Origin of the sequence: Amorphus sp. 3PC139-8 (genome assembly GCF_040750475.1) — a bacterium.
In the GTDB taxonomy this organism is placed as follows: domain Bacteria; phylum Pseudomonadota; class Alphaproteobacteria; order Rhizobiales; family Amorphaceae; genus Amorphus.
The window spans coordinates 66,979-88,712 of the sequence record NZ_JABJVY010000006.1 but is presented as its reverse complement, the minus strand read 5'-3'; the positions used below and the strand labels follow the sequence as shown (position 1 = coordinate 88,712).

Annotated in this window: 12 protein-coding genes; 5 read left to right on the top strand and 7 right to left on the bottom strand. The window is 64.8% G+C overall.

Annotation, left to right across the window (positions count from 1 at the left end; all coding sequences use genetic code 11):
* Positions 1-228: 228 nt before the first annotated feature.
* The 3 genes from HNS03_RS07870 to lptF all read right to left on the bottom strand — a co-directional run bounded on the left by HNS03_RS07870 (position 229) and on the right by lptF (position 4,915).
* Positions 229-2,556 (bottom strand): LPS-assembly protein LptD, encoded by a 2,328-nt coding sequence (locus HNS03_RS07870; RefSeq protein WP_367194307.1) that lies wholly within the window; start codon positions 2,554-2,556, stop codon positions 229-231.
* 80 nt (positions 2,557-2,636) lie between these two features.
* Positions 2,637-3,728: an LPS export ABC transporter permease LptG gene (gene lptG, locus HNS03_RS07865; protein ID WP_367194305.1), complete on the bottom strand. Its 1,092-nt coding sequence runs from the start codon at positions 3,726-3,728 to the stop codon at positions 2,637-2,639.
* Complete coding sequence (lptF, locus tag HNS03_RS07860; RefSeq protein WP_367194304.1) at positions 3,725-4,915, bottom strand: LPS export ABC transporter permease LptF; 1,191 nt, start codon at positions 4,913-4,915, stop codon at positions 3,725-3,727. Before lptF ends, lptG begins: the two co-directional genes overlap by 4 nt.
* 388 nt (positions 4,916-5,303) lie before the next feature.
* Between lptF and HNS03_RS07855 the strand changes: the two genes are divergently transcribed.
* Both HNS03_RS07855 and HNS03_RS07850 read left to right on the top strand, forming a co-directional pair.
* On the top strand, positions 5,304-6,806 hold the full coding sequence (locus HNS03_RS07855; protein ID WP_367194303.1) for a leucyl aminopeptidase: 1,503 nt from the start codon (positions 5,304-5,306) through the stop codon (positions 6,804-6,806).
* A gap of 280 nt (positions 6,807-7,086) precedes the next feature.
* Entirely contained in the window at positions 7,087-7,536 is a 450-nt protein-coding gene (locus HNS03_RS07850) for a DNA polymerase III subunit chi (RefSeq protein ID WP_367194302.1), read from the top strand.
* Between the two features lie 113 nt (positions 7,537-7,649).
* Here the strand turns inward: HNS03_RS07850 and HNS03_RS07845 are convergent, their stop codons facing one another.
* Both HNS03_RS07845 and HNS03_RS07840 read right to left on the bottom strand, forming a co-directional pair.
* Positions 7,650-9,536, bottom strand: coding sequence for an ABC-F family ATP-binding cassette domain-containing protein (locus HNS03_RS07845; RefSeq protein WP_367194300.1), 1,887 nt, complete (start codon positions 9,534-9,536; stop codon positions 7,650-7,652).
* A gap of 46 nt (positions 9,537-9,582) precedes the next feature.
* A complete protein-coding gene (locus HNS03_RS07840) occupies positions 9,583-10,095 on the bottom strand; it encodes a DinB family protein (protein ID WP_367194298.1) in 513 nt (170 codons plus the stop codon).
* Positions 10,096-10,226: 131 nt separating this feature from the next.
* Here HNS03_RS07840 and HNS03_RS07835 point away from each other — a divergent pair, with 131 nt between their 5' ends.
* Positions 10,227-10,919, top strand: coding sequence for a glutathione S-transferase family protein (locus HNS03_RS07835; protein ID WP_367194296.1), 693 nt, complete (start codon positions 10,227-10,229; stop codon positions 10,917-10,919).
* 158 nt (positions 10,920-11,077) lie between these two features.
* A complete protein-coding gene (gene ndk / locus HNS03_RS07830; RefSeq protein WP_367194295.1) occupies positions 11,078-11,500 on the top strand; it encodes a nucleoside-diphosphate kinase in 423 nt (140 codons plus the stop codon).
* Positions 11,501-11,813: 313 nt separating this feature from the next.
* Here ndk and HNS03_RS07825 read toward each other — a convergent pair whose 3' ends face one another.
* Positions 11,814-19,136: a hypothetical protein gene (locus tag HNS03_RS07825; protein WP_367194294.1), complete on the bottom strand. Its 7,323-nt coding sequence runs from the start codon at positions 19,134-19,136 to the stop codon at positions 11,814-11,816.
* Between the two features lie 425 nt (positions 19,137-19,561).
* Here HNS03_RS07825 and HNS03_RS07820 point away from each other — a divergent pair, with 425 nt between their 5' ends.
* Positions 19,562-19,882 carry a 2Fe-2S iron-sulfur cluster-binding protein gene (locus tag HNS03_RS07820; RefSeq protein ID WP_367194292.1) on the top strand — a complete coding sequence of 107 codons (321 nt, stop codon included), beginning with the start codon at positions 19,562-19,564 and terminating at the stop codon, positions 19,880-19,882.
* A 75-nt stretch (positions 19,883-19,957) separates the two neighbouring features.
* On the opposite strand, the gene HNS03_RS07815 is transcribed toward HNS03_RS07820, so the two are convergent.
* The gene (locus HNS03_RS07815; RefSeq protein WP_367194290.1) at positions 19,958-21,631 is read right to left on the bottom strand and encodes a 4Fe-4S dicluster domain-containing protein; all 1,674 of its coding nucleotides are present in this window, start codon (positions 21,629-21,631) and stop codon (positions 19,958-19,960) included.
* Positions 21,632-21,734: the final 103 nt, after the last annotated feature.

Genomic DNA, 21,734 nt, shown 5'->3' with positions numbered 1-21,734 from the left:
TAGTCCCTAACAGGCTTGGAAGGGATCTGCGATCAAATTAGAGCACGATGCCGTTGAAGGGCATCGTTCCGACAACTTGAAACGTGATTGCGCTCCGAGCAGTCGCAACGGGTGCGGGCGCAAAAAACCGGTTTCCGCCGCTTATGACGCCAGTTTAGCGGATCGTTTGGCGTCCGCGTAGGGCGAAAGCGTGGCCGAGATGCGTTCACCGCCCGTTTCGCTCGACGATCAGTCGCTCAGCACGTCGTTGGCAAGCCCCGTCGACACTTCGCTGCTGCCCAGCGTCCGCAGGCCAAGGCGGAAGAATACCGTGCGATCCACCGGCTCGACCGGATAGCTGCCGCGATCCTCCGAGAAAGTGACCGACACCGACATGGAATCGTCGTCGTAGCCGATGCCGAAGCCATCACGGACCACGCCGGAATCTTCCAGGTCATACCGAATCCGGCCGAACAAGCGCCAGTTGCGCAAAAGGCGCAGGCTGGCAGCACCCTGGACTTCGCGCCGATCCTCGGTGATGCCGAGGTCGGGCTGCTCGCGCAGGTAGGCAAATACGACCTGAGAAGTGAGCGGACCGGTCACGCCGGTCGCCTGTGCCTCCAAGCGGTTCGCCTGCAGATCCTCGTTGTCGAACCGGCCTTGCGCGCTCAAATTCAGACCCAGATTGGTGTCGAGATAGAGGCTCGCCACATAGTCGGACTCGTTGGTCTCGAGGCCGGAATATTGCGTCGCGTCCAGAATGCCCGGCACGGCATAGGAGTTTTCGCCGGCAAGCTGGAAGGACTGGCCCACCAAACCCGACAGGAAGCCGCCGGCATAAGTCGCGGCGGTGTAACGCAAACCCAGGTTGGCGCGCGTGCCACCTTCCACACGGTCGAAGCCGGAGAATTTGTCGGCCTCGAACAGGGTGGTGTCGTCGAACACGATGCTCTGGGCGTCTTCGTTCGGCAGATCGCCGATGCTCGTCTCGTCCGGGCGCACGACCAGCTGGCCGATCGGTTCGAACATCTGAGTGCCCCAGCTGTGCGCACTCATCCAGGGATAGCGGTAGGTGACACCGGCCGCCGGCATGGCGCGCCCGATCACGCTCTCGTCGGCGAGTGCGGTGACGTTGGGATCGGTCGAATCGAGGAAGAAGAGATCGGCCTGAGCGGACACGAACGGCGTGTAGATCTGACCGAGCGGATCGATGAGCTGACGGCGCCATTCCGCCTTCGCGCTCGAGCGCGTGAAGGTGCCGGCCACGCCGCGGAACCGCGCCTGGCCGCTCGTGGTGAAGATGGCGTCGGTCTCGTCGCGGGTCAGCGACGTGAAGTTCATGTCATAGGAGAGCTGGCCGCCGAAGATCGATTGATCGGCGAGCGCATTATAATCGAGCACCGGGTGCACGATCGGCTGCTTCTCCTGCTGATCCATCCCGGAGGAGGTGAACGGCGATCCCGGCGGGGGCGATGTCACGCCTGCATAGGTATAGTCCTCGCGCAGGATCTGATAGTAGATCGCGCGAATATCGAAGTAGTTCATGTCGCCCTGGCCCGTCAGGTAGAGCTGGGACGTGCTTGTCGACTGCCAAAGCTTGCCGTAGTCGCTCGCGAAGTTGACGTCGCTGAAGTAGACGGCATCCCAGCCCCACTTCCAGCGCGGATTGATGTTGAATTCGCCGTGCGAGAAGATCGCGCCGCGGTTGTCCGTATCGCCGGCCTCGCCCGCGAAGGCGTCGGGGTCGAGCTGGTGAATACCGGCCGCACGGATGTTGTAGCTGCCCGAGGCGAGCTCTTGGCGGAACTCGATGCCGACGAGGGCGCCCTGGCGCGACATCGGCGTCGCCGTGAAGGTGACGTCCCAGTTCTCCGCCGGGGCCCAATAGTAGGGGATCGAAACACCGAATCCGACGTCTTCGGAATAGAGCGCGGAAGGACGCAGGAAGCCGGACCGTCGCTTCACTGTCGGATCCGGGTGGCTGAAATAGGGGAAGTAGGCCACCGGCACGCCCCAGAACTCGAATCGGGGCGAGGTGTAGCTGATGGTCTGTTCCTGCTTGTTGTGGACGATCTTGGCCGCCTTCACCTGCCAGGTCGGCGGGCGATCGGGATGGGCCAGACAGGAATAGCAGGCGGTGTAGACGCCACGTTCCATCGTGGTGACGTCGCCGTCCTTCTCCGCGCGCTCGGCCGCGATGCGCGTCCGGTTGACCGCATCGATGCGCAAGGAATCGATGAAGCCGGCACGGAAGTCGTCGGTCAGCGAAATGGTTTCGGCAACGATGATGTTACCGTCGGGCTCGGTCAGCTTCGCGCCGTTCTCCGCGGTGAAGCGACCGGTGACACGATCGAGGCGCACGGTGTTCGCGAACAGCGTGTAGCCGTCATAATAGATCTCGACATTTCCGACCGCGGAAATGACGTCCTTGTCCTGATCGTAGACGAGTTCATCGGCCTGCAGGACCAGCTGCGCGTCGTCGTTCGGACGGACACCGAACATGTCCTGGTCCGTGACCTGGGCGAACACGCCCGTCGGGGTGGCCAGGACCACCACGCATGCGAGAGCAGGGAGCACATGCGCCACCCGCCGACCGCTACGCGAACGACGCATGGGGCGCCTAGAGCCCAGCTGCAGGATGCAACGGGTGCCCAGCCTCATCCGTCCTCCTGGAATAGCAGGATCGATACGCCTAACAAAATCGCAGCCAAGCCGGGTGCCCACGCCGCTGTGGTCGGCGTGATCACACCAGCACCCCCAAGGTCACTCGTGATCTCAGCGGTAACATAAAGCACGAACCCGGCGATGACGCCACCGGCAATGGCACTCGCGAGCCCGCCAAGCCGGGCCAGACGGAGCGACACCGTCGCGGCGATCAGCACCATGGCGGCCAGAAGCACGGGGCGCGCCAACAGAGTCTGATAGCGAAGCCGATATCGGTAGGCAGGCAATCCCGCGCGCTGGGTCAGCGTGATGACGGAGGGGAGGCGCCAGAACGGTACCGCGTCCGGTTGTGCGACCGTTTCGCGCACTTCGGCCGGCGTCAGAAATGTGGAAACCGCGAATGTGTCGCGCTGCTCTTCGCCGCCATCGGGCCCATAGATTGTGGCATTCGACAATTGCCACTCGCCGTCGTCGAGCTCGGCGTGCCGGGCGTTGATGCGCTGGCGGAACACGTTCTGATCGTCGAACTGGTAGATCGCGACGTCATAGAGCTCGCGGCCGCTGTCGACCACCTGGCGGGCATGGACGATCGATTCGCCCTCAAGGCCGTCCTGTCGAAACCACACATCGCCGGTCGTCTGGATCAAGAGCTTCTGCTCACCATCGAAAAGAGAGGCGCCGAGCCGATTGGCTCGCTCCTTCATCATGGCCGAGACGGGGTTATAGACCGTCGTCGCCATCATGCCGATGACGATCGCCACGACCACCGCCGGCAGCGCGAACTGCCAGACCGAGACGCCGGATGCGCGCACGACCACAAGCTCCAGCCGCCGGCTGAGCCCGATGAACGCCGCGATCGACCCGAACAGGACGGCAAAGGGAAGGAACTCCTCGGTGAGCGACGGCGTGCGGAGGGAGGAAATCAGGAGGGCACGAAGGACGGTTACACTGTCTGAGTCACTTGTGCGGCGCAACAATTCTAGAAAGTCTGCAAGCAGGATAATGGTCGTGCCGAGCAGGAACACGGCCGCGATCCAGCTCACGAATCGCATCGCCAAATAGCGGGGGAGAATGAGGCCGCTCATGACGCAGGCCCTCCGCGCGCGACAAGGGCCTTGCGTCCGCGCGCTTCGGTGGCGCGCTTGATCCAATCGCTGATGGCGGCGGAAACCCGCTCGTGCACGTGGATCGTCCGGTTGGTCAAAATCATCCACAGCGCGATCGCGGCGGAACCGACCGGGATGCCGTACATGGCCAGCGTTGCGATCGGAAAGCGCACCGACAGCGTGGTCGCTGCGAAGCCGAGAAAGCGGACGGCGCCAATCATCACGATTGCGCCCATGACCGAGGCGGTGCGGCCCTGACGCAGGGTCTGGGGATCGCCAACGAACAGGAAGCCGATTAGGACCAGCGTGATTGGATAAAGCGGCTGAGCGAAGCGGTCGTGCAGCTCCACGCGCATCCGGTCGGCATTGTCGGCGGCGTATTTGTCGTCCGGGTCCGGGTTCATCAGCTCGAACACGGTCCGCTCGCTCGGGCGGAACGTGGTGGAGACATTGTTCGGGAGCATGCTGGTGAGATCGAAGGCATACGCATCGAACTGGACGATCGACATGTCGTCGTCCGTGCGGTCGAAGCGCTGCATGGAGCCGTCGCGCATCACCAGGAGTGTGGTGTCGGCAGTTTCAACGATGCGGCCGGTGGCGGCGAGATAGGTCTGGCTCCTGGCCGGATCGCGCTCGTCGGAGAGCACCAACCCCTGAAGCGAGCCATCGCGCAGCCGGTCGCGAATATGCACGGTCAGGCCCGATTCGATCGCCATGAAGCGGCCGGGCTGTAGCACGGTCGCGATCACGTCGGCCCGGACCTGGGTCAACAGAACGCGGACGCTCTTCAGCCCCATCGGCGCGATCCAGGTAGACATGAACAGCATCGCGATCGTCACCAGAATGCCGAGAATAAGGCTCGGCTTCAGAAGCTGCCAGCGCGACACGCCGGCGGAGCTCATCACCACCAGTTCGCTATCGCCGTTCAAGGTGTTGTAGATGCTGACCATCGCCATCACGAGCGCGATCGGCGCGGTGAGCAGCATCAGGAAGGGAATCGCGAGCATGGTCAGCTCGAGGAACAGTCCGATCGTCTGCCCCTTCGACGTGACGACGTCGAGCTGGCGCAGGGCCTGGGTGGTCCAGACAACCGCCGTCAGCACGACCATGACAGCCAGAAAGGCGATCGTGACGCGGCGGAAAATGTAATACTCGATCAGACGCATCAACTTAATGACCGGGGTACTCCAGCGGCTCTTCGATCAGGACCGTCTTGTTAGCGTGCCTTTGTGAGCGACGCACCAGCAGAATTCCGCCATAGCGGCTTGTCGCGTTTAATAGGCCGTGAAAAGACAAGGTTAACGGATTTCGGAAGTGCCATTCGAGGGCACTTGTCGAGGGGTGAGGGACCGTCCATGTTCGCGCCGCCGGGCGGCCAATCCGCCCGTGCCGGTTCTCCGTTGGGGTGGGATATAGGATTCCGCATGCCGGTTTTCCGCCCGTATCCCGTTCTAAATTGTTGGAATCGATCACGGTCCTTTGTTTGGTCCGGTTGGACCGAAACCCGTCGTGATCCTGACTGTCCATCGTGCGAGTAACGAGGTTCGCGCCATTATGACCGCTTCACCCAACATCCGGTTTGTCGAATCCGAGCGCCCGAGCGAGGGTGTCGTTGTCGTCTTCGTCGGCGAAAATGGCGGCCTCGGGGCGCTCGGCCGAGAGATCGACACGGCCGCCGATGGCCTGCTGACCCAGGCAATGAAGCTTGCCGCGTTCAACGGAAAGCGGTTGAAGACGCTGGAGCTGCTGGCACCGGCCGGGCTGCCGTATGATCGCGTCGTGCTCGCGGGCATTGGCGGAGAAAAGCCAAGCGAAGCGGAGTGGACACTGATCGGCGGTGCCATCTACGCCGCCATCGCCGCGCGCAAGACACAGGCCGCCACGGTTCTGGCCGAGCCGGTGGAAGGCGAAACGATCGATACCTCAGATGCGACGCGCCTCGGCCTCGGCATGATGCTCCGAGCCTATGCCTTCAATCGCTATCGCACGAAGAAGAAAGACGAGGACAACGGCGCCTCCGACGAGAGCGTCGATGTCGCCATCGCCGTGGCCGACGCGCAAGCTGCCGGCGCTGCCTGGCCGGCGGCTCAGAGCGTCGGAGAGGGCGTGGTGCTGGCGCGCGACCTCGTCAACGAGCCGGCCAACGTGCTCGGCCCGGTGGAGTTCGCCGAACGGGCCGCGACCCTGTCGGAGCTCGGCGTCGAGGTGGAAGTGCTCGACGAGGCTGAGATGGGCGCGCTCGGTATGCGTGCGCTGCTCGGCGTTGCCCAGGGCTCCGTGCGTCCGCCGCGGTTGGTGGTGATGCGCTGGCAGGGCGGCGGCGAGGAAGAGCCGCTCGCCGTGGTCGGCAAGGGCGTCGTGTTCGACACCGGCGGCATCTCGCTGAAGCCGGCCGCCAACATGGAAGACATGAAGGGCGACATGGGCGGCGCGGCCACCGTGGTCGGCCTCATGCATGCGCTCGCCTCCCGCAAGGCCAAGACCAATGTGGTCGGCGTGATCGGCCTGGTGGAGAACATGCCCGACGGCAACGCCCAGCGCCCGGGCGACATCGTCGCCGCCATGGACGGCCAGACCATCGAGATCATCAACACCGACGCGGAAGGCCGTCTCGTCCTGGCGGATGCGCTGCACTACACCATCGATCGGTTCAAGCCGCGCTTTGTGGTCGATCTGGCGACGCTGACGGGGGCCGTCATCATTGCGCTCGGCCACCACAATGCCGGCCTGTTCACCAACGACGACGGCCTCGCCGGTGAATTCTCCGCCGCCGGGCTTGCCACCGGCGATCAGGTCTGGCGCCTGCCGCTTGGCGCCAGCTACGACAAGCTGATCGACTCAAAGGTTGCCGACATGAAGAACACCGGCGGCCGTGCGGCCGGTTCGATCACGGCCGCCCAGTTCCTGAAGCGCTTCGTCGGCGAAACGCCCTGGGTTCATCTCGATATCGCCGGCACCGGCATGGGCGCACCGGCCAACGAGATCAGCCGCACCTTCGGCTCCGGCTTCGGCGTGCAGCTGATCAACCGGGTGATCGCCGACCACTACGAGGGATAGGACGGGGTGAAATAGGCGCCGATTCTGACCGTTTGCTCCGCTCACTCCCGCGAAAGCGGGAGTTCATAGGACAGAAGAGGCAGGGTCGGACATGGCCGTCCGGCAGGTCGGGCGGCACCAGCGGGCAAAGCGGTATCGTCACGGTGTCGCCGTTCGGAAGAATGCGGCTTATTCCCATGGACTCCCGCTTTCGCGGGAGTGAGCGGAGTGTGGGCTGGCGGGTTCGCCCTTTGCCGTGTCGGAGTCGCGGACAGGAAATCTGGAGGGTGCGCGGCGGTCGATGGCCGAGGTCCTGTTCTACCATCTGGAACGCCAACCGCTCGAGCAGGTGCTTCCCACCTTGCTCGAGCGCTCCCTGTCGCGCGGCTGGCGGGTCGTCGTACAGTCGAGCGATCCGGAGCGACGGGACGCGCTCGACGCGCACCTTTGGATTTATCGCGAAGACTCGTTCCTACCTCACGGCACGACCCGCGACGGCCACGCCGAATTGCAGCCGATCTGGCTTACGACCGAAGACGAAAATCCCAACAAGGCAAATGTCCGCTTTCTGGTGGACGGCGCCACCGTTGCGGACCTGAGCTCCTATGAGCGGGTTGTCTACCTGTTCGACGGTCACGACCAAGGCTCGGTCGAGGCGGCGCGGGCGCGCTGGAAGGAAGCCAGGTCCGGCGGCCACGAGGTCACCTACTGGCGACAGAACCAGAACGGCGCTTGGGAGAAGAAGGCGTAACTCAAGCCGAATTAGAGGATTTCCAGGCCAGTCAGAAATCGGTTGGCCGCCCGCAAATGCGTCAAAGCAAAGGGCTGAAGCCGTCCGGAAATTCCGTGAAAAGCTGAGCAATTCTAGTCGGTTGCGAGGGCTTCTTCATATTCGGCCGAAAGCGCGAGCCAGTTTTCCTCCAGCCGGTCGATCTCGGCCGCGGTCTGCGCGCGGTCTTTGGCAAGAGATGTGCCTTTCGACGGATCCTTGGTGAAGAGGTTCGGGTCGGCGAGGGCTGCGTCCAGAGTTGCGAGTCGGGCCTGGGCGGCCTCGATCGCGCGCTCGGCGGCGCCGATCTTCTTCTTCAGCGGTGCTAGTTCGGCGCGCGCCTGGGCGGCGGCGCGGCGCCGATTCTGGGCCGAACCACGAGCGGCCGTGTCGGAACCCTGGTTCTTGCTGCCGACGTCGCGTCCGAGCACCATGGCGCGATAGTCGTCGAGATCGCCGTCGAACGGGGCAACGGTGCCGTCCGCCACCAGCCACAGCCGGTCGGCGCAGGCTTCCACCAGATAGGGATCGTGCGAGATTAGGATCACGGCACCGGCGTAGTCGTTGATCGCCTCCATCAACGCCTGCCGGCTGTCGATATCGAGATGGTTGGTCGGTTCGTCCAGGATGATGAGGTGCGGCCCCTCAAGCGTGGCCAGCCCGAGCAGCAGGCGCGCGCGCTCGCCACCGGACAGCTCCGCCGCTGGCGTTTCCATCCGAGATCCGGCAAGCCCGAACTGGGCCACCTTGGCGCGGACCTTGGGCTCCGGCGCGTCGGGCATGCGGCGGCGGACATGGGCGACCGGCGTTTCGGAGCCCACGAGTTCGTCGAGCTGGTGCTGGGCGAAATAGGCGACCTTCATCTTGTCGGCCGTGACGATGCGGCCCGACAATGCGTCCAGGCGGCGCGCGATCAGTTTGGCGAAGGTCGACTTGCCGTTGCCGTTGGAGCCCAGAAGAGCGATCCGATCGTCGTCGTCGATACGCAGCGTCAGGTTTCTGAGGATCGGTTTGTCGGGCGTGTAGCCGACGGAGACGTCATCCAGCGTGACGATCGGCGGCGACAGGCGGCCTGGCGGATCTGTCAGGCGGATCGGCAGCACGCTGTCGTCCACGACCGGTGCGATTGCTTCCATCTTTTCCAGCCGCTTCACCCGCGATTGGGCCTGGCGGGCCTTCGACGCCTTGGCGCGAAAGCGGTCCACGAACGCCTGCAGGTGCTTGCGTTCGGCTTCCTGGCGGGCGATCCGGCGTTCCTGCTGCAGAGCCTGTTCGGCCCGCTGGCGCGCGAACGAATCGTAGCCGCCGGAATAGGTGGTGAGTTTGCCCTGGTCGAGATGCAGGATCTGGTCGACCGCGCCGTTGAGGAGATCGCGATCGTGGGAAATCAAAATGACAGTGTGCGGATAGCGCGCGAGATAGGTCTCCAGCCAGAGCGTGCCTTCCAGATCGAGATAGTTGGTCGGCTCGTCGAGGAGCAAAAGGTCCGGCGCGGAAAAGAGCACGCCGGCCAACGCGACGCGCATGCGCCAGCCGCCGGAAAATTCGTGGCAGGGGCGCGCCTGGCTCGCGCTGGGAAAGCCGAGACCGGCGAGAATGGTCGCCGCGCGGGCTTCCGCCGAATGGGCGTCGATGTCGGAAAGCCGGACGTGGATCTCCGCGATCCGGTGCGGGTCGGTTGCCGTTTCGGCCTCCGCCATCAGCCGGGCGCGTTCGGTGTCGGCGGCAAGCACCCATTCGATGAGGCTCGCGTCGCTGGCAGGGGCTTCCTGGGCGACCGCGCCGATCCGCATGGCGTTCGGCAGCCGGATGTCGCCGCTTTCGGGCGAAAGGTCGCCTTGGATCAGCTTGAATAAGGTTGTTTTGCCCGTGCCGTTGCGGCCCACGAAGCCGACCTTGGCGCGCGCGGGAATGGTGGCGCTCGCCCGGTCGAACAGGGTGCGTCCGGCAATTCGGTAGGTGAGGTCGCTGATCGTGAGCATGGGCCGAGGGTTGTGCCGTGAAATCCGGTCCGCAGCAAGCGCTCGATCAGCTCAGTCCCGTTCCCGTTTCGCGCTGGAAATAGATCAGGTCCAGCGACGGCGCTTCGCCGGTCAGGCGCGTCAGAAGCGTATGCACCTGGCCGCGGTGATGGGTCTGGTGGTTGAAGAAATGAGAAAGGGCGGGGCCGAGCGGCTGCGAGATGTGCCGATCGGGCTCCGTCAGCGGGTAATAGTGAAAATGTCCCGCTATGGCGTCGTCGGTCAGGGCATCGGCGAAGGCAACGATCCGCTGATCCTCCTGGCTTCGGGCTGTCTGGAGCGGCGCGAAATCCTCATGCAGGACCTGGTCGAGCGCGGTCGGAAGCGGACCGCTGCCGGAAAAGCGGTTCATCCAGATCTGGTCGGCCACGAGGATGTGATTGAGCGTCCCATGAACCGACTTGAAGAACGCCCCGAGGTCGGCGCGATAGTCGGCGTCAGACAATTCCGCCACGGTTGCGTAAAGACGGGCGTTGCTCCACGCGTTGTAGCTGGCCATCATTTTGAAGTGATCACGCATTTGCGGGCCTCGACGGTTGCGGGACGAGATCTCTTCTAAGTCCCCACCGATATCGGCTCAATGTCCGGTAACGCATGGCTCGCCAGGAAGATATGGCTCGGCCGGGAAGGCGTTCCGATTTGGAGGGAGATATGACGATCCTGCTTTATGACCTTTGCGGCGCGGACGATGTTCGCTTTTCGCCCTATTGCTGGCGTGTGAAGCTGGCGCTAGCCCGTAAGGGGCTGCCCTTCGAGGCCCGGCCGACGCCCTTCACCGAGATCGGTACGATCGCGGGCGGTGGCCACAAGACAGTGCCGGTGATCGAGGATGGCGGGCAGATCGTCCGCGATTCCTTCGAGATCGCGCTTTATCTGGAAGCGGCCTATCCGGACCGGCCGACCCTGTTCGGGGGCGACGGTGGCAAGGGGATGGCCCGGTTCGTGGAGAATTGGGTCAAGACGGAGATCAATCCCGGACTGTTGCGTCTGATCGTGGTCGACGTGCACGAAGCCCTTCTTCCCGTAGATACCGACTATTTCCGCCAAAGCCGCGAAAAGCGCTTCGGCATGCCTTTGGAAGACATCCAGGCCGGCCGGGAAGAACGGCTGAGCGATGTGCGCGCCGCGCTTGAACCCGTCCGTCACACGCTTGCCCAGCAGCCTTATCTCTCCGGGTCCGAGGCGCTGTTTGCCGACTATATCCTGTTCGGTTCGCTGCAATGGGCGCGCGCGACGAGCCCGTTCCAGATCCTGGCCGACGACGACCCGGTGACCGGTTGGTTCGAGCGCTGCCTGGACTTGTTCGACGGCCTCGGGCGCGCGCAACCGGCCAAAGCCGCTTAGCAAAGCGGAAAAGAGCAGACTTTTTGCCGTCTTGCCCGATGTCGCTCTTGCAGGCATTTCGTGGCTAAGTCTATAGCAGCGCCACGCGATCGCAGAGGCTGCGGTCGTTCCATCTTCAATCAACGACAGCGACGATATCCCGGAAGGATCTGACCGCCATGGCGCTCGAACGTACCTTTTCCATGATCAAGCCGGACGCCACCCGGCGCAATATCACCGGCAAGATCATCGACAAGCTGGAAACGGCGGGCCTGCGCGTGGTCGCGCAGAAGCGGATCTTGATGTCGAAGGCGACCGCCGAAGCCTTCTATGCGGTCCACCGCGAACGCCCCTTCTTTCAGGAGCTCACCGAGTTCATGTCCTCCGGCCCGGTCGTCGTCCAGGTGCTCGAGGGCGAGAACGCGATCGCCAAGAACCGGGAAGTGATGGGCGCAACCGATCCAGCGAAGGCCGAGCCGGGCACGATCCGCGCCGACTTCGCGGAATCGATCGGCGAGAACTCCGTCCACGGCTCCGACGCCCTGGAGACCGCCAAGGAAGAGATCGCTTTCTTCTTCTCCGGGTCCGAGATCACCGGCTGAGCCACGTCCGATCCGTCGGGACGCCCGGTGGACGAAAAGTCGGATCGAATGAACGAAGCCCGCCATGGTCACCATGGCGGGCTTTTTCTGTGGGGGAGCGTGGGGCCCCGCATCCCTGCGCGGTTGGCAACACCACGCCCTCGCTCTTGTCCCCCGGCGCTCGGCTATGGGTCCGAAAGCGCCTTCTCCAATGTCTTCAAGCGGGTGATCGGACTGGCCAACCGGTTTCCACTTGGCCTGGAAACCTTGAAAAGAAAAAGAGCCCGGAGGGGATGCCTCCGGGCCCAGTCGTGTCAGGTCAGTCTACGTCGTTTCAGGCGAGCCGGCCGCTGGCGTGGGCGAGCATGGTGTAGAGCTTGCCCGTCTCGGAGGTCAGGTAGGCCCGGCTCGTGGACCCGGACCGGTCGGTCTGAGCCACTTCCGTGATCAACTGCTCGAAGTCGTCCACATAGCGGTCGACGGCCTCGCGGAATTCCCGGTCGCGTTGATATTTGCGCCGGATCTCGTCGAAGGTCTGCTGTCCCTCCATGGTGTAGAGGCGACGGCTGAAGACCTTGCGCTCGCCGCGGTTGTAGCGCTGCCAGGCTTCCCGGTAGCTGTCCTCGTCGATGGCCCGCGACATGTCGTTGGAAAGCACGTCGAGCCGCTCGGAGGCAGGCGTTACCGATTCCGCGGCCGGCTGGCCGCCACGTGGCCCGCGGTCGTCATCCTCGTCCACCGAGGCTCGCCGCAGCAGGTCCGCGACCCAGCCCGTGGCCTGTCCGGTGCCCTCGTCGGGGTCGGGCAGCCGCAAGGTGGGCGCACGCTGGTCGCGACGGTCGCCGCCACCACCGCTCGCCGGTTCGCCCGGCTGCGGAGCGAACTCCGCGCTCGCCGGCTCGGGTTCATCGAACGCCGGCGCCGGGACCGAGCGGGCAGGTGCTCGTTCCATCACCGCGGCGTCCGCGTGCTCCGGCTCGGCCAGGCGAACCGTCTCCACCGGCGCAGGCGCCGAACGGGCCGCCGGACGTGGCTCCCGGCGGGGAGCCGGAGCTGCTGCGGCCTGCGGCTGCTCGGTGTGCACGGAGACGATGTTGGCGAGCTCCTTGAGCGCGTCGATCTGCTCGGCGATGGCCCGGCGCATGGCGGCGGAGTTTTCCATCGCCTCTTCCGGCATCTCCAGCACGCCGCGCTTCAGCTCCGACCGGGTCGCTTCCAGGTCGCGCTTCATCTCTTCAGCGGCGGAGCGCATATCCTCCGTCGCACTGGTGAAGCGGTTCGCCATCTCGCGGAGCGACTGGGTCATCTCCTCAGACAGCGACGACTGGACCTCGCGGATCGCATCGCGAGCCCGGTTGCCCTGATCGCTCGCGGACGAGGCGATCGCGGCGAGCTGCTCGGCGAGCGTATCGGAGGCCTGGGCCACCGTGCGCTCAATGAGCTGCGAGGTCTCCTGAGCACGCGCCTCCGCCGACGAGATCGAGTTCTCCACCCGACCGAGGAAGGCCTTCATGAGGCCGTCCACCGTCTGGGTCTTCTCCGACAGCGCACCCGTGATCTCCTCCATCGTAGCGCGATGGGAGGCGAGGGTGTCTTCCACCGATTGGTGAGCGGTCTCGAAGCGGCGGGTGGCGTCGATCAGCCCGTTGGTGTGGCCATCGACCTGACGATAGAGCGTCTGGAGGTCGTCCATCGCGCCGCTCGTCAGGTTGCGCAGCTCTTCCGTCTGCTTGGCCAGCATCCGGCCCATCTCCGAGCTGGACCGTCCAGCCTGGTCGACGCTTTCCTCGAACTTGCGCATCTGATCGGTAAGCGCAGTCTCGATTTCAGACATCGCACCGCCGATTGCCGAGAGGGTTTCCCTGAGACCGCTGTTGCTGGTCTCCAGGTTCGCCACCATCGCGCCAAGCTCGGCGTTGAGCGTCTGCTTGAGCTGCTCCGACTCGCCGCTGAAGCGGTTGGCCGCCTCGCTAAGTGCCTCATGCAGGCCGCGGCCATCGGAGGAGATGCGCTCGGCGATTTCGGAGAGCGGCGTGACGGCATTGTCGATGCTGTCGCGCACCGCACCCCGCAGCAGGTCTTGGGCGCGATCGCTTTCCGCCTTCAAGGTGGTGGCGATGCCGTCGGTTCCATCCTTGGTGAGCCGATCGATTTCTTCCAGATGGCTCTGCAGGCCGGAGGTGATGCGGGTCTGGCTCTCGTTCAGGCCCTGAACCACGTCGCGGCTACGCTGGATCAGCGTGTCGCTCAGGCGTTCGATGCGACCATCCAGCGCCTGCTCGACGGCGCCGAAGCGCTTGCCGAGAACGGTGTCCATCTCCTGGGTGCGGGCAGTGACGCTCTCCACAAGCGCACCGGCACGGCCTTCCACGACGTCGCGGAAGTCGGCGATCTGCTGCTCGAACCGGTCCTGCATATTCGGCGCGTTGACGTTGAGCACCTCCTCGAACCTGCCCGCCAGATCGGACAGGCCGGACTGGAGCGCGTCGCTCCGGTTGGACAAGAGACCGTCGAGCCGCTCGGCCTGCGCATCGATGTTGGTCTGGAGCCGCTCGCCGCTGCTCGACAGAAGGCTGTCGAGACGTCCGATGGAACCGTCGATGCGATGGTGGAGATCGCCACTTCGGGTCGACAAGGTCTCGTCCAACCGACCGATGCTGTCGATCAGATTGCGCTCCAGACCGTCCTGATGGGCGGTGAGGATCTCGTCGATCCGCGTGGTGCCTTCGCGGGTGGCGACACGGATCTGGTCGCTCCGCTCCGAAAGCAGCGCGGAGATCCGGCTCAGATTGTCGTCGACGGAGCTGCGGATTTCGCTCTGGTGCGAGCCCAGCATGGCGTCGAGGCGACCCATGCCGTCTTCCATCGCCGAGCTGAGCGCACCGTGATGGCCACCCATGATCTCGTCGATGCGACCGGCATTCTGCTCCAGCGAGGCGGAAAGGGTCTCGCTGTGGCTGCCGAGCACGTGGTCGATCCGCCCGATGGTGTCCTCCACGGAGGAGGTCAGGCTGCCCTGATAGGAGCCCAGAAGCTCGTCGAGCCGGCCCGCATTCTCCTGTAGCGACGTCGCGAGCGACGACCCGTGGCTTCCCAGCACGTGATCGAGGCGGCCGATGGTTTCTTCAAGCGAGGAGGTGATGCTGCCCTGATAGGAGCCCAGGATCTCGTCGATGCGACCCGTATTTTCCTGCAACGCGTTCGTGAGCGAAGTGCCGTAGCTCCCGAGCACATGATCGAGACGGGTAATCCCATCCTCGATGGAGGAAGAGAGGGAGCCCTGGTAGGCACCCAACAGCTCGTCGAAGCGGCCGGCATTGGTGCTGAGCGAGGTCGCAAGGGTTTCCCCGTGGCCGGACAGCGTCCGGTCGAGGCGGGTAATCCCGTGCTCAATCGAGGACGAAAGCGAGCCCTGATAATCCCCCAGGATCTCGTCGAACCGGTTGGCGTTGTCGGTGAACGAGGCCGCCAGCGTCTGACCGTGGCTGGACAGCGTGCGGTCGATCCGCAGGATCCCATCCTCGATGGAGTCCGACAGCGAGCCCTGATAAGCGCCCAGGATCTCGTGGAACCGGCCGGCATTGTCGTTGAACGACGCTGCAAGCGTTTCGCCGTGGCCGCCGAGCATGTGATCGAGGCGCCCGATGCTGTCCTCGATGGAGGACGACAGCGTGCCCTGGTGCGACCCGAGCAAGTCGTCGAGGCGCCCGGCGCTCTGCTCGACGGTCTGAGCGAAGCTCTCGTGGTGTCCGCCGAGCAGCTCTTCCAGTCGCTGGGCGTTCTGGTCGACGGTGCTGGAGAAGGCGCCCTGATAGGAGCCGAGCATCTCTCCGAGCTGGGTCATGTTGGTTTCGATCGCAGCCCGGATGTCGCCGCTGCCGGTGCCCAGCACATCCGCGATGTGGCTGATGCTGCGCTCGACATTGACGCGGATCTCCTCGCCCTGGCTACCGATCTGATCGGCGATCGTCCCGGCGGACTGGGTGATGTCCTCCGCGGCCTTGGCGGCGCGCTGGCTGATGGTGCGGGTGATTTCCGCGCCGGCGGTGGCCAGCGTTTCGCCAAGTTCGGTCGTGCGATGGCCGAGCGTGGCCGTTGCGGCTTCGACGACTCCCTCGATGCGCGATTCCAAGGCACCGGTCTGGCTCTCCATCATTTCGGCGAGAGAGGTCGTGTGTTGGCCGAAGGTCTCGGCAAGACCGTTGGTGTGATGGCCGAGAGTGGCGGAGGCGGACTGCACCGCAGCCTCTATCCGCGTCTCCAGCGTGTCGGTCTGGCTGTCCAGGGTGGAGGCGAGCGCATCGGCCTGGCCGCTGAGGGCGCTGGTGATCGCGTGCGCCTGCTCGCCGAGCGTGGTGGAGATCGCCTGGACGGCACCCTCGACCCGCTCCTCGAACGCACCGGTGTGACCCTGCAGGGTCTGGGACAGGGTTTCGGTGGAGTTGGCGAAGGTGTCGGCGATCGCCTGGGAAGACGACGACAGTGTCTCTTCCAGAACACGACCCTGGCCGGTGATGGTCTCTTCGATCCGCCCGGCGGTCTCCGAGATCCGGTCGGCAAGCGCGTAGCCGGAGACGGAGATGCTGTCTTCCAGACGCGAGGCGCTGTGGTCGAGGCGACCGGCGAGCGTCTCGGACTGCTGAGCGAACTCCGAGATCATGGTGCTGGAGGTCTCGTTGAGCGCGGCCACGACCTCGGCGACCTCGCCGGTGAAGCGTCCAGTAACGGTCTCGCTGAAGCTGGAAAGCTGGTTCAGCGCGGTGTCCGTGTGGCTGCTCAACTGCGTGTCGAAGGACGCCGCCGCCGTATCCAGAACCTCCTGCAGCTCGCGGCTGCGCTGTTCGAAGGAGGAGACGATCAACTCCTGGCGACGCGCAAGCGTCTCCTCGGCATTCGCCACCTGGGTCGAGATCTCGCTTTCCAGGGCGGAGGAGCGCTGGGAGAAGATCTCGCCGACGCGGTCCGTGAGGCCGTAGAGCCGGGTCTCCAGCTCGGCCATCCGGCCGTCCACCGTCTCGCCGAGGGCGTCGTTGGCCGTCCCGATCGTGCCCAGCAGGCGCTCGCCGGTCTCGGTGAGGGTGTAGTGCAGATCGTTGACCTTGCCGTCGATGGACGACACCAGACGCGTCGCGGTGTCGGTGAGCGTCGTGTCGATGGTGCGGGCGCGTTCGGCGAAGTTCTCCACCACGCGCTCGGTGACGTTGCCGAGATTGGCCTCCAGACCGGAGAGGCGCTCGTCGAGCTCCACCGTGAAGCGACCGGCTGTGCCGAGAATGGCGGTGTCGATCGCCGACAGACGCTCTTCGATAGTCTGGCTGAGCCGCTCGCCGGCAACCGACACAGTGGTGTCGACGGCGGAAAGCCGGTCGTCGATGGTGCCGGCAAGCTGGCCGCCGATCCCGTCGAGCGAGGCGGTGATGCGCTCCTGCACGGTGTCGAGCGAGAGGATGAGCGCGTCGGAACGCTCGTTCACGCCGGAGGTGACCCGTTCGGCCGCGCCCTCGATCGCTTCGTCGAAGCGGATCAGACGCTCGTCGACCGTGCTGGTCAGGCGGCTGCCGGCTTCCTCGATGGCGCCGGTGACCCGGTCCTCGGTGGTGAACAGCATTTCGTGCAGGCTGTTGAAGCGCTCGTCGAAGCTGCCGCCGATGCGCTCGCCGGCCTGCATCATCGACTGATCGAACGCCTCCATGCGCTCTTCGAACATGCTGGAGAGCGTTCCGTGGGCGCCTTCGATCGCCGTGGTGACACGATGTTCGGCGGTGGTGATCGCCTCGTGCAGGGCGCTGGAGCGCTGGTCGAACGTGGTCTCCAGACGTTCGCTCGACGTGGCGAACAACGTATTGAAGGCGCCGAGGCGCTCGTCGAGCGTGGAGGAGAACTGGGTGGACGCACCGTCGATCGCGCCGGTGATGCGCTCGTGGGCGTCGGAGAAGGTCGCGTTCAGCGTGTCGTAGCGTTCCGCCACGGTCTCCGTCAGGCGGTCGTTGGCAACGGTCACGATTTCGTCCAGCGCCGACAAACGATCCTCGACCGCGGAGCTGAAGCGGATCGAGGCATCGTCGATCGCGCCCGTGACCTGGATGTGGGTGTTCGACAGCGTGGACGTGAGCTCGTCGTAGCGCTCGGCCACGGTCTCCGACAGCCGCTCGTTGGCGTTCGCAATGACGCCGTCGAGGATCGACAGGCGCTCTTCCACGGTCGAGCCGAAGCGCACGGTCGCGTCGTCGATCGCGCCGGTCACCTGTTCCTGGGTGGTGGACAAGGTGCTGGTCAGCGTGTCGTAACGCTGGGCGACCGTCTCGGAAAGCTGCTCGCTGGCGCTCGCGACGACCCCGTCGAGGATGGAAATGCGCTCCTCGACCGTCGACGTCAGGCGGCCGGTGGCGGCGTCGATCGCGCCGGTTACCTGCTCCTGGGTGCTCGCCAGGGTGTCGGTCAGGGTATCGTAGCGCTGAGCCACCGTTTCCGAAAGCTGCTCGCCGGCCGTGGTCACCGCACCGTCGATGTGCGACAGGCGCTCGTCGATCGTGCCGGTGAAGCGGTCGGTGGCGGCGTCCAGATCCGTGGACAAACGCTCGTGGGCGGAGGTGATGGCGGTGTTGAGCGCCTCCGTCCGCGTGGCGATGGCTCGCGACACGGAGTCTCCCGTGGTGGCGAGCGAACGGGTGAGATTGTCCCGAGCGCCGTCAACCTCGCTGCGGAAGTTGGCGACCACCGACTTCAGCGTCTCGGTGAGCTGGGACTGCGATCCGTCGACCTCGGACTTGAGCTGAGACGCGGTGTTGGCGACTTCCTGGCGCTCGTTGGAGAGCTCGTTGATGAGCCCGCGGATGGTCACCTCGTGCTCGCCATAGGAGCGCTCGAGGGAGGAGACCTCCCGCTTGACCAGCACTTCCAGCTCGCTGGCGCGGGCAAGGGCCCGCTCGATGCCGTCGCCCATGGCCGCGACCTCGCGGCGAATGGTCTGGCCGACATTGACCATGCCCTCCGCGGCGTAGGCCTCCGGCTCGGCCAGGCGCAGCGCGATGTCGGTCATGGAGTTTGCGGCAAGGCGGAATTCCTGACCGCGGCGGATCATGTAGCCGAAGGCAAGGAAACCCAGCACCGGCAGCAGGATCAGCGCCAGCGCCGGCAGGAGCTCACCGGAAGCGGACAACTCCTCGAACGTGACGCCGCCGGCCGCGAGATCGGTGAACTGGCCGGCCGTCAGGGCCACTCCGCCGGCAAGCCAGGCGAGGCTCAGGATCCCGGCGCCCCACATCGGCCAGGCGGACGGCCGCTGCGCCGCAGCGAGCGCGCGTCGCGCTTCCAGCCGGTCGTCGTTGGCCGCAGAGCTCGGCTGGGACAGCCCGCGCCGCTGAGGCTTGCGCGGCTGCGGCTCGTCTTCGCCGCCTTCCCAGTCGTTGGCGACCTCGGGCTTTTCGGGCTCGACGGCTGCTTCCGTATCCGTTTCCGGCTCGGTCTGCTTGGACTCGTATTCGTCCATAGCTGCGAGGGCTGCCGCCATCTCAGCCTCAAGCGTGGCTGAAATGTCCGCCTTCTCCGCCTGCGGAGCGTCCTCGTCCGAGGGCTTGCCCAGATCGAGCAGGGCCTCTTCGACGGCGGAGAGGGCCGCCTCGGCGGGATCATTCGCCTTAGAAGTTTGCGTGGCCATGGTGATGCGTTGCCTCGCGTCCGTACGCTATACTTGCCGGGATCGCCCCTCCGCCGACATCGGCCAAGGGGAACGATAGACCTTTACGCGCAAACCCTCTCCCGAAGCCGACCCTCGGTGGTGGCGCCGCCAAACCGCGAAGGTTGGTCGGCTCCAGACCAATTTGCCGCATAAGCGGCGCGGTCCTGCTCCCGGTAGGAGTTTGTTAACGAAATGGTAATCGCATATCCGGCCGATCGGAACAAGGAAACGGCCTGCCCAGACAAGGCTTTATGGTTAACGTTTCTGGGTAATTGGGACGGTTCGGCGACGAGATTGCGGCCAAGTTCGGGCAAACAGTCTGCTCTTCTTGGTGGCTTGACGTGGCGCGGCAACCAGATATGTCGAGCCCAACGAATTCAGAGTGGGTCAAGACTGCGGATCAGATGGCGAAGATCACATACATCACGACGGACGGAGAGCGTTTCGAGGTTACGGCGGAACCGGGCACCTCGGTTATGGAGAACGCCGTCCGCAATATGGTTCCCGGCATCGAGGCCGAATGCGGCGGGGCCTGCGCGTGCGCGACCTGTCACGTCTATGTTGATGAAGCTTGGACCGAAAAGACCGGCGAACCTTCTCCGATGGAGGAGGACATGCTGGACTTCGCCTACGACCTGCGCGCCAACTCCCGGCTGTCCTGCCAGCTCCGCGTGACGGACGAGCTCGACGGCCTCGTGGTCTATATCCCGGAAGAGCAGGCCTGATCCGGCGCCGGCGCGAGAATGGGGGAGGCGGACCGTTAACCAAGGCCCGCGTTTCCGCTCCCCACCCTCATCCGTTTACATGTTGGGATAGTTCGGACCGCCGCCGCCTTCCGGCACCGTCCAGAGGATGTTGCGGTTCGGATCCTTGATGTCGCACGTTTTGCAGTGCACGCAGTTCTGCGCGTTGATCACGAAGCGCGGCGTGCTGTCCTGGTCGACCCATTCGTAAACGCCGGCCGGGCAATAACGCTGGGACGGGCCAGCGTAGACCTGCCACTCCGACGCCTTCTGCAGTCCCATGTCCTTCACCTTGAGGTGGACCGGCTGGTCCTCCTCGTGATTGGTGTTGGACAGGAACACTGACGACAGCCGATCGAAGGACACCACATTGTCCGGCTTCGGATAGGCGATCGGCTTGCATTCGGCGGCCGGCTTGGTCGAGGCGGCGTCGGTCTTGCCGTGGGAGAGGGTACCGAACGGCGAAAAGCCGAACAGCGATTGGCTCCACATGTCGAGCCCGCCGAGCCCAATCCCGATCGACGTACCGAAGCGCGACCACAGCGGCTTGACGTTGCGCACCTTCCATAGATCGCGACCGATTTCGGAGCGCCGCCATGCGGCGTCGAAACCGGGGAACTCATCGTGGGCGCGCCCGGCCGCAACCGCCTCGTGGACATGGTTGGCGGCCAGCATGCCCGACAGGATCGCGTTGTGGGACCCCTTGATCCGCGGCACGTTGACGAAGCCGGCGGAGCAGCCGATCAGCGCGCCGCCGGGGAAAGTGAGCTTCGGCACCGACTGGTAGCCGCCTTCGGTGATGGCGCGGGCACCGTAGGCAAGCCGCTTCCCGCCCTCGAACGTCTCCGCGATCATCGGGTGGGTCTTGAAGCGCTGGAACTCCTCGAACGGCGACAGGTAGGGGTTGGCGTAGTTCAAGTGAACGACGAAGCCGACCGCGACCTGGTTGTCCTCGAAATGGTAGAGGAACGAGCCGCCACCGGTCTTGTTGTCGAGCGGCCAGCCGAACGAGTGCTGGACCAGGCCGGGAACGTGCTTCTCCGGTTTGACCTGCCAGATCTCCTTCAGGCCGAGCCCGAATTTCGGCGGATCGCGGCCCTCGTCGAGCCCAAACTTCTCGATCGCCAGCTTGGCGAGCGAGCCGCGGGCGCCCTCGGCGATCAGCGTGTATTTGCCGCGCAGCTCCATGCCGGGCGTGTAGCTCGCCTTGTGCTCGCCCTCGCGACCGATGCCCATGTCGCCGGTCGCCACGCCGACGACGGCGCCGGCCTCGTCATAGAGGATCTCGGCGGCGGCGAAGCCGGGATAGATCTCGACGCCGAGCCCCTCGGCCTTTTCGGCGAGCCAGCGGCAGACATTGGCGAGCGACACCACGTAGTTGCCGTGGTTCGACATCAACCCGGGCATCAGCGCGTTGGGCAGCCGCACCCCGCCGCTCGGGCCGAGAAAATAGAAGCGGTCGTCGGTGACGGGCGTCTTGATCGGGGTGTCTTCTTCGCGCCATTCCGGCAACAGTCGGTCGAGGCCGATCGGATCGATCACGGCGCCGGAGAGGATATGCGCGCCGACTTCGGAGCCTTTTTCGAGCACGACGACGGAGAGATCGGAGCCGGCTTCTGCGGCAAGCTGCTTCAGACGGATCGCTGCCGACAGGCCTGCGGGGCCTGCGCCCACGATGACCACGTCGTACTCCATGCTCTCCCGCTCGACGGCTGCGTCGTTCTCGCTCATTCTTATCCTCTGTTCGACCGATAGGTTTTCGCATGCGCGAAAAACGGTAACGTATCCATAGCAGTTCCAGAATGCTTGCATCACCCCGTAAGGGCGTGAAAAC

Bases quoted from the DNA above. Each gene is read 5' to 3' on its own strand.
- HNS03_RS07815 (WP_367194290.1), bottom strand. From the start codon at position 21,631: ATGAGCGAGAACGACGCAGCCGTCGAGCGGGAGAGCATGGAGTACGAC.
- HNS03_RS07820 (WP_367194292.1), top strand. From the start codon at position 19,562: ATGGCGAAGATCACATACATCACGACGGACGGAGAGCGTTTCGAGGTT.
- lptG (WP_367194305.1), bottom strand. From the start codon at position 3,728: ATGAGCGGCCTCATTCTCCCCCGCTATTTGGCGATGCGATTCGTGAGC.
- HNS03_RS07825 (WP_367194294.1), bottom strand. From the start codon at position 19,136: ATGGCCACGCAAACTTCTAAGGCGAATGATCCCGCCGAGGCGGCCCTC.
- HNS03_RS07835 (WP_367194296.1), top strand. From the start codon at position 10,227: ATGACGATCCTGCTTTATGACCTTTGCGGCGCGGACGATGTTCGCTTT.
- HNS03_RS07840 (WP_367194298.1), bottom strand. From the start codon at position 10,095: ATGCGTGATCACTTCAAAATGATGGCCAGCTACAACGCGTGGAGCAAC.
- lptF (WP_367194304.1), bottom strand. From the start codon at position 4,915: ATGCGTCTGATCGAGTATTACATTTTCCGCCGCGTCACGATCGCCTTT.
- ndk (WP_367194295.1), top strand. From the start codon at position 11,078: ATGGCGCTCGAACGTACCTTTTCCATGATCAAGCCGGACGCCACCCGG.
- HNS03_RS07845 (WP_367194300.1), bottom strand. From the start codon at position 9,536: ATGCTCACGATCAGCGACCTCACCTACCGAATTGCCGGACGCACCCTG.
- HNS03_RS07855 (WP_367194303.1), top strand. From the start codon at position 5,304: ATGACCGCTTCACCCAACATCCGGTTTGTCGAATCCGAGCGCCCGAGC.
- HNS03_RS07850 (WP_367194302.1), top strand. From the start codon at position 7,087: ATGGCCGAGGTCCTGTTCTACCATCTGGAACGCCAACCGCTCGAGCAG.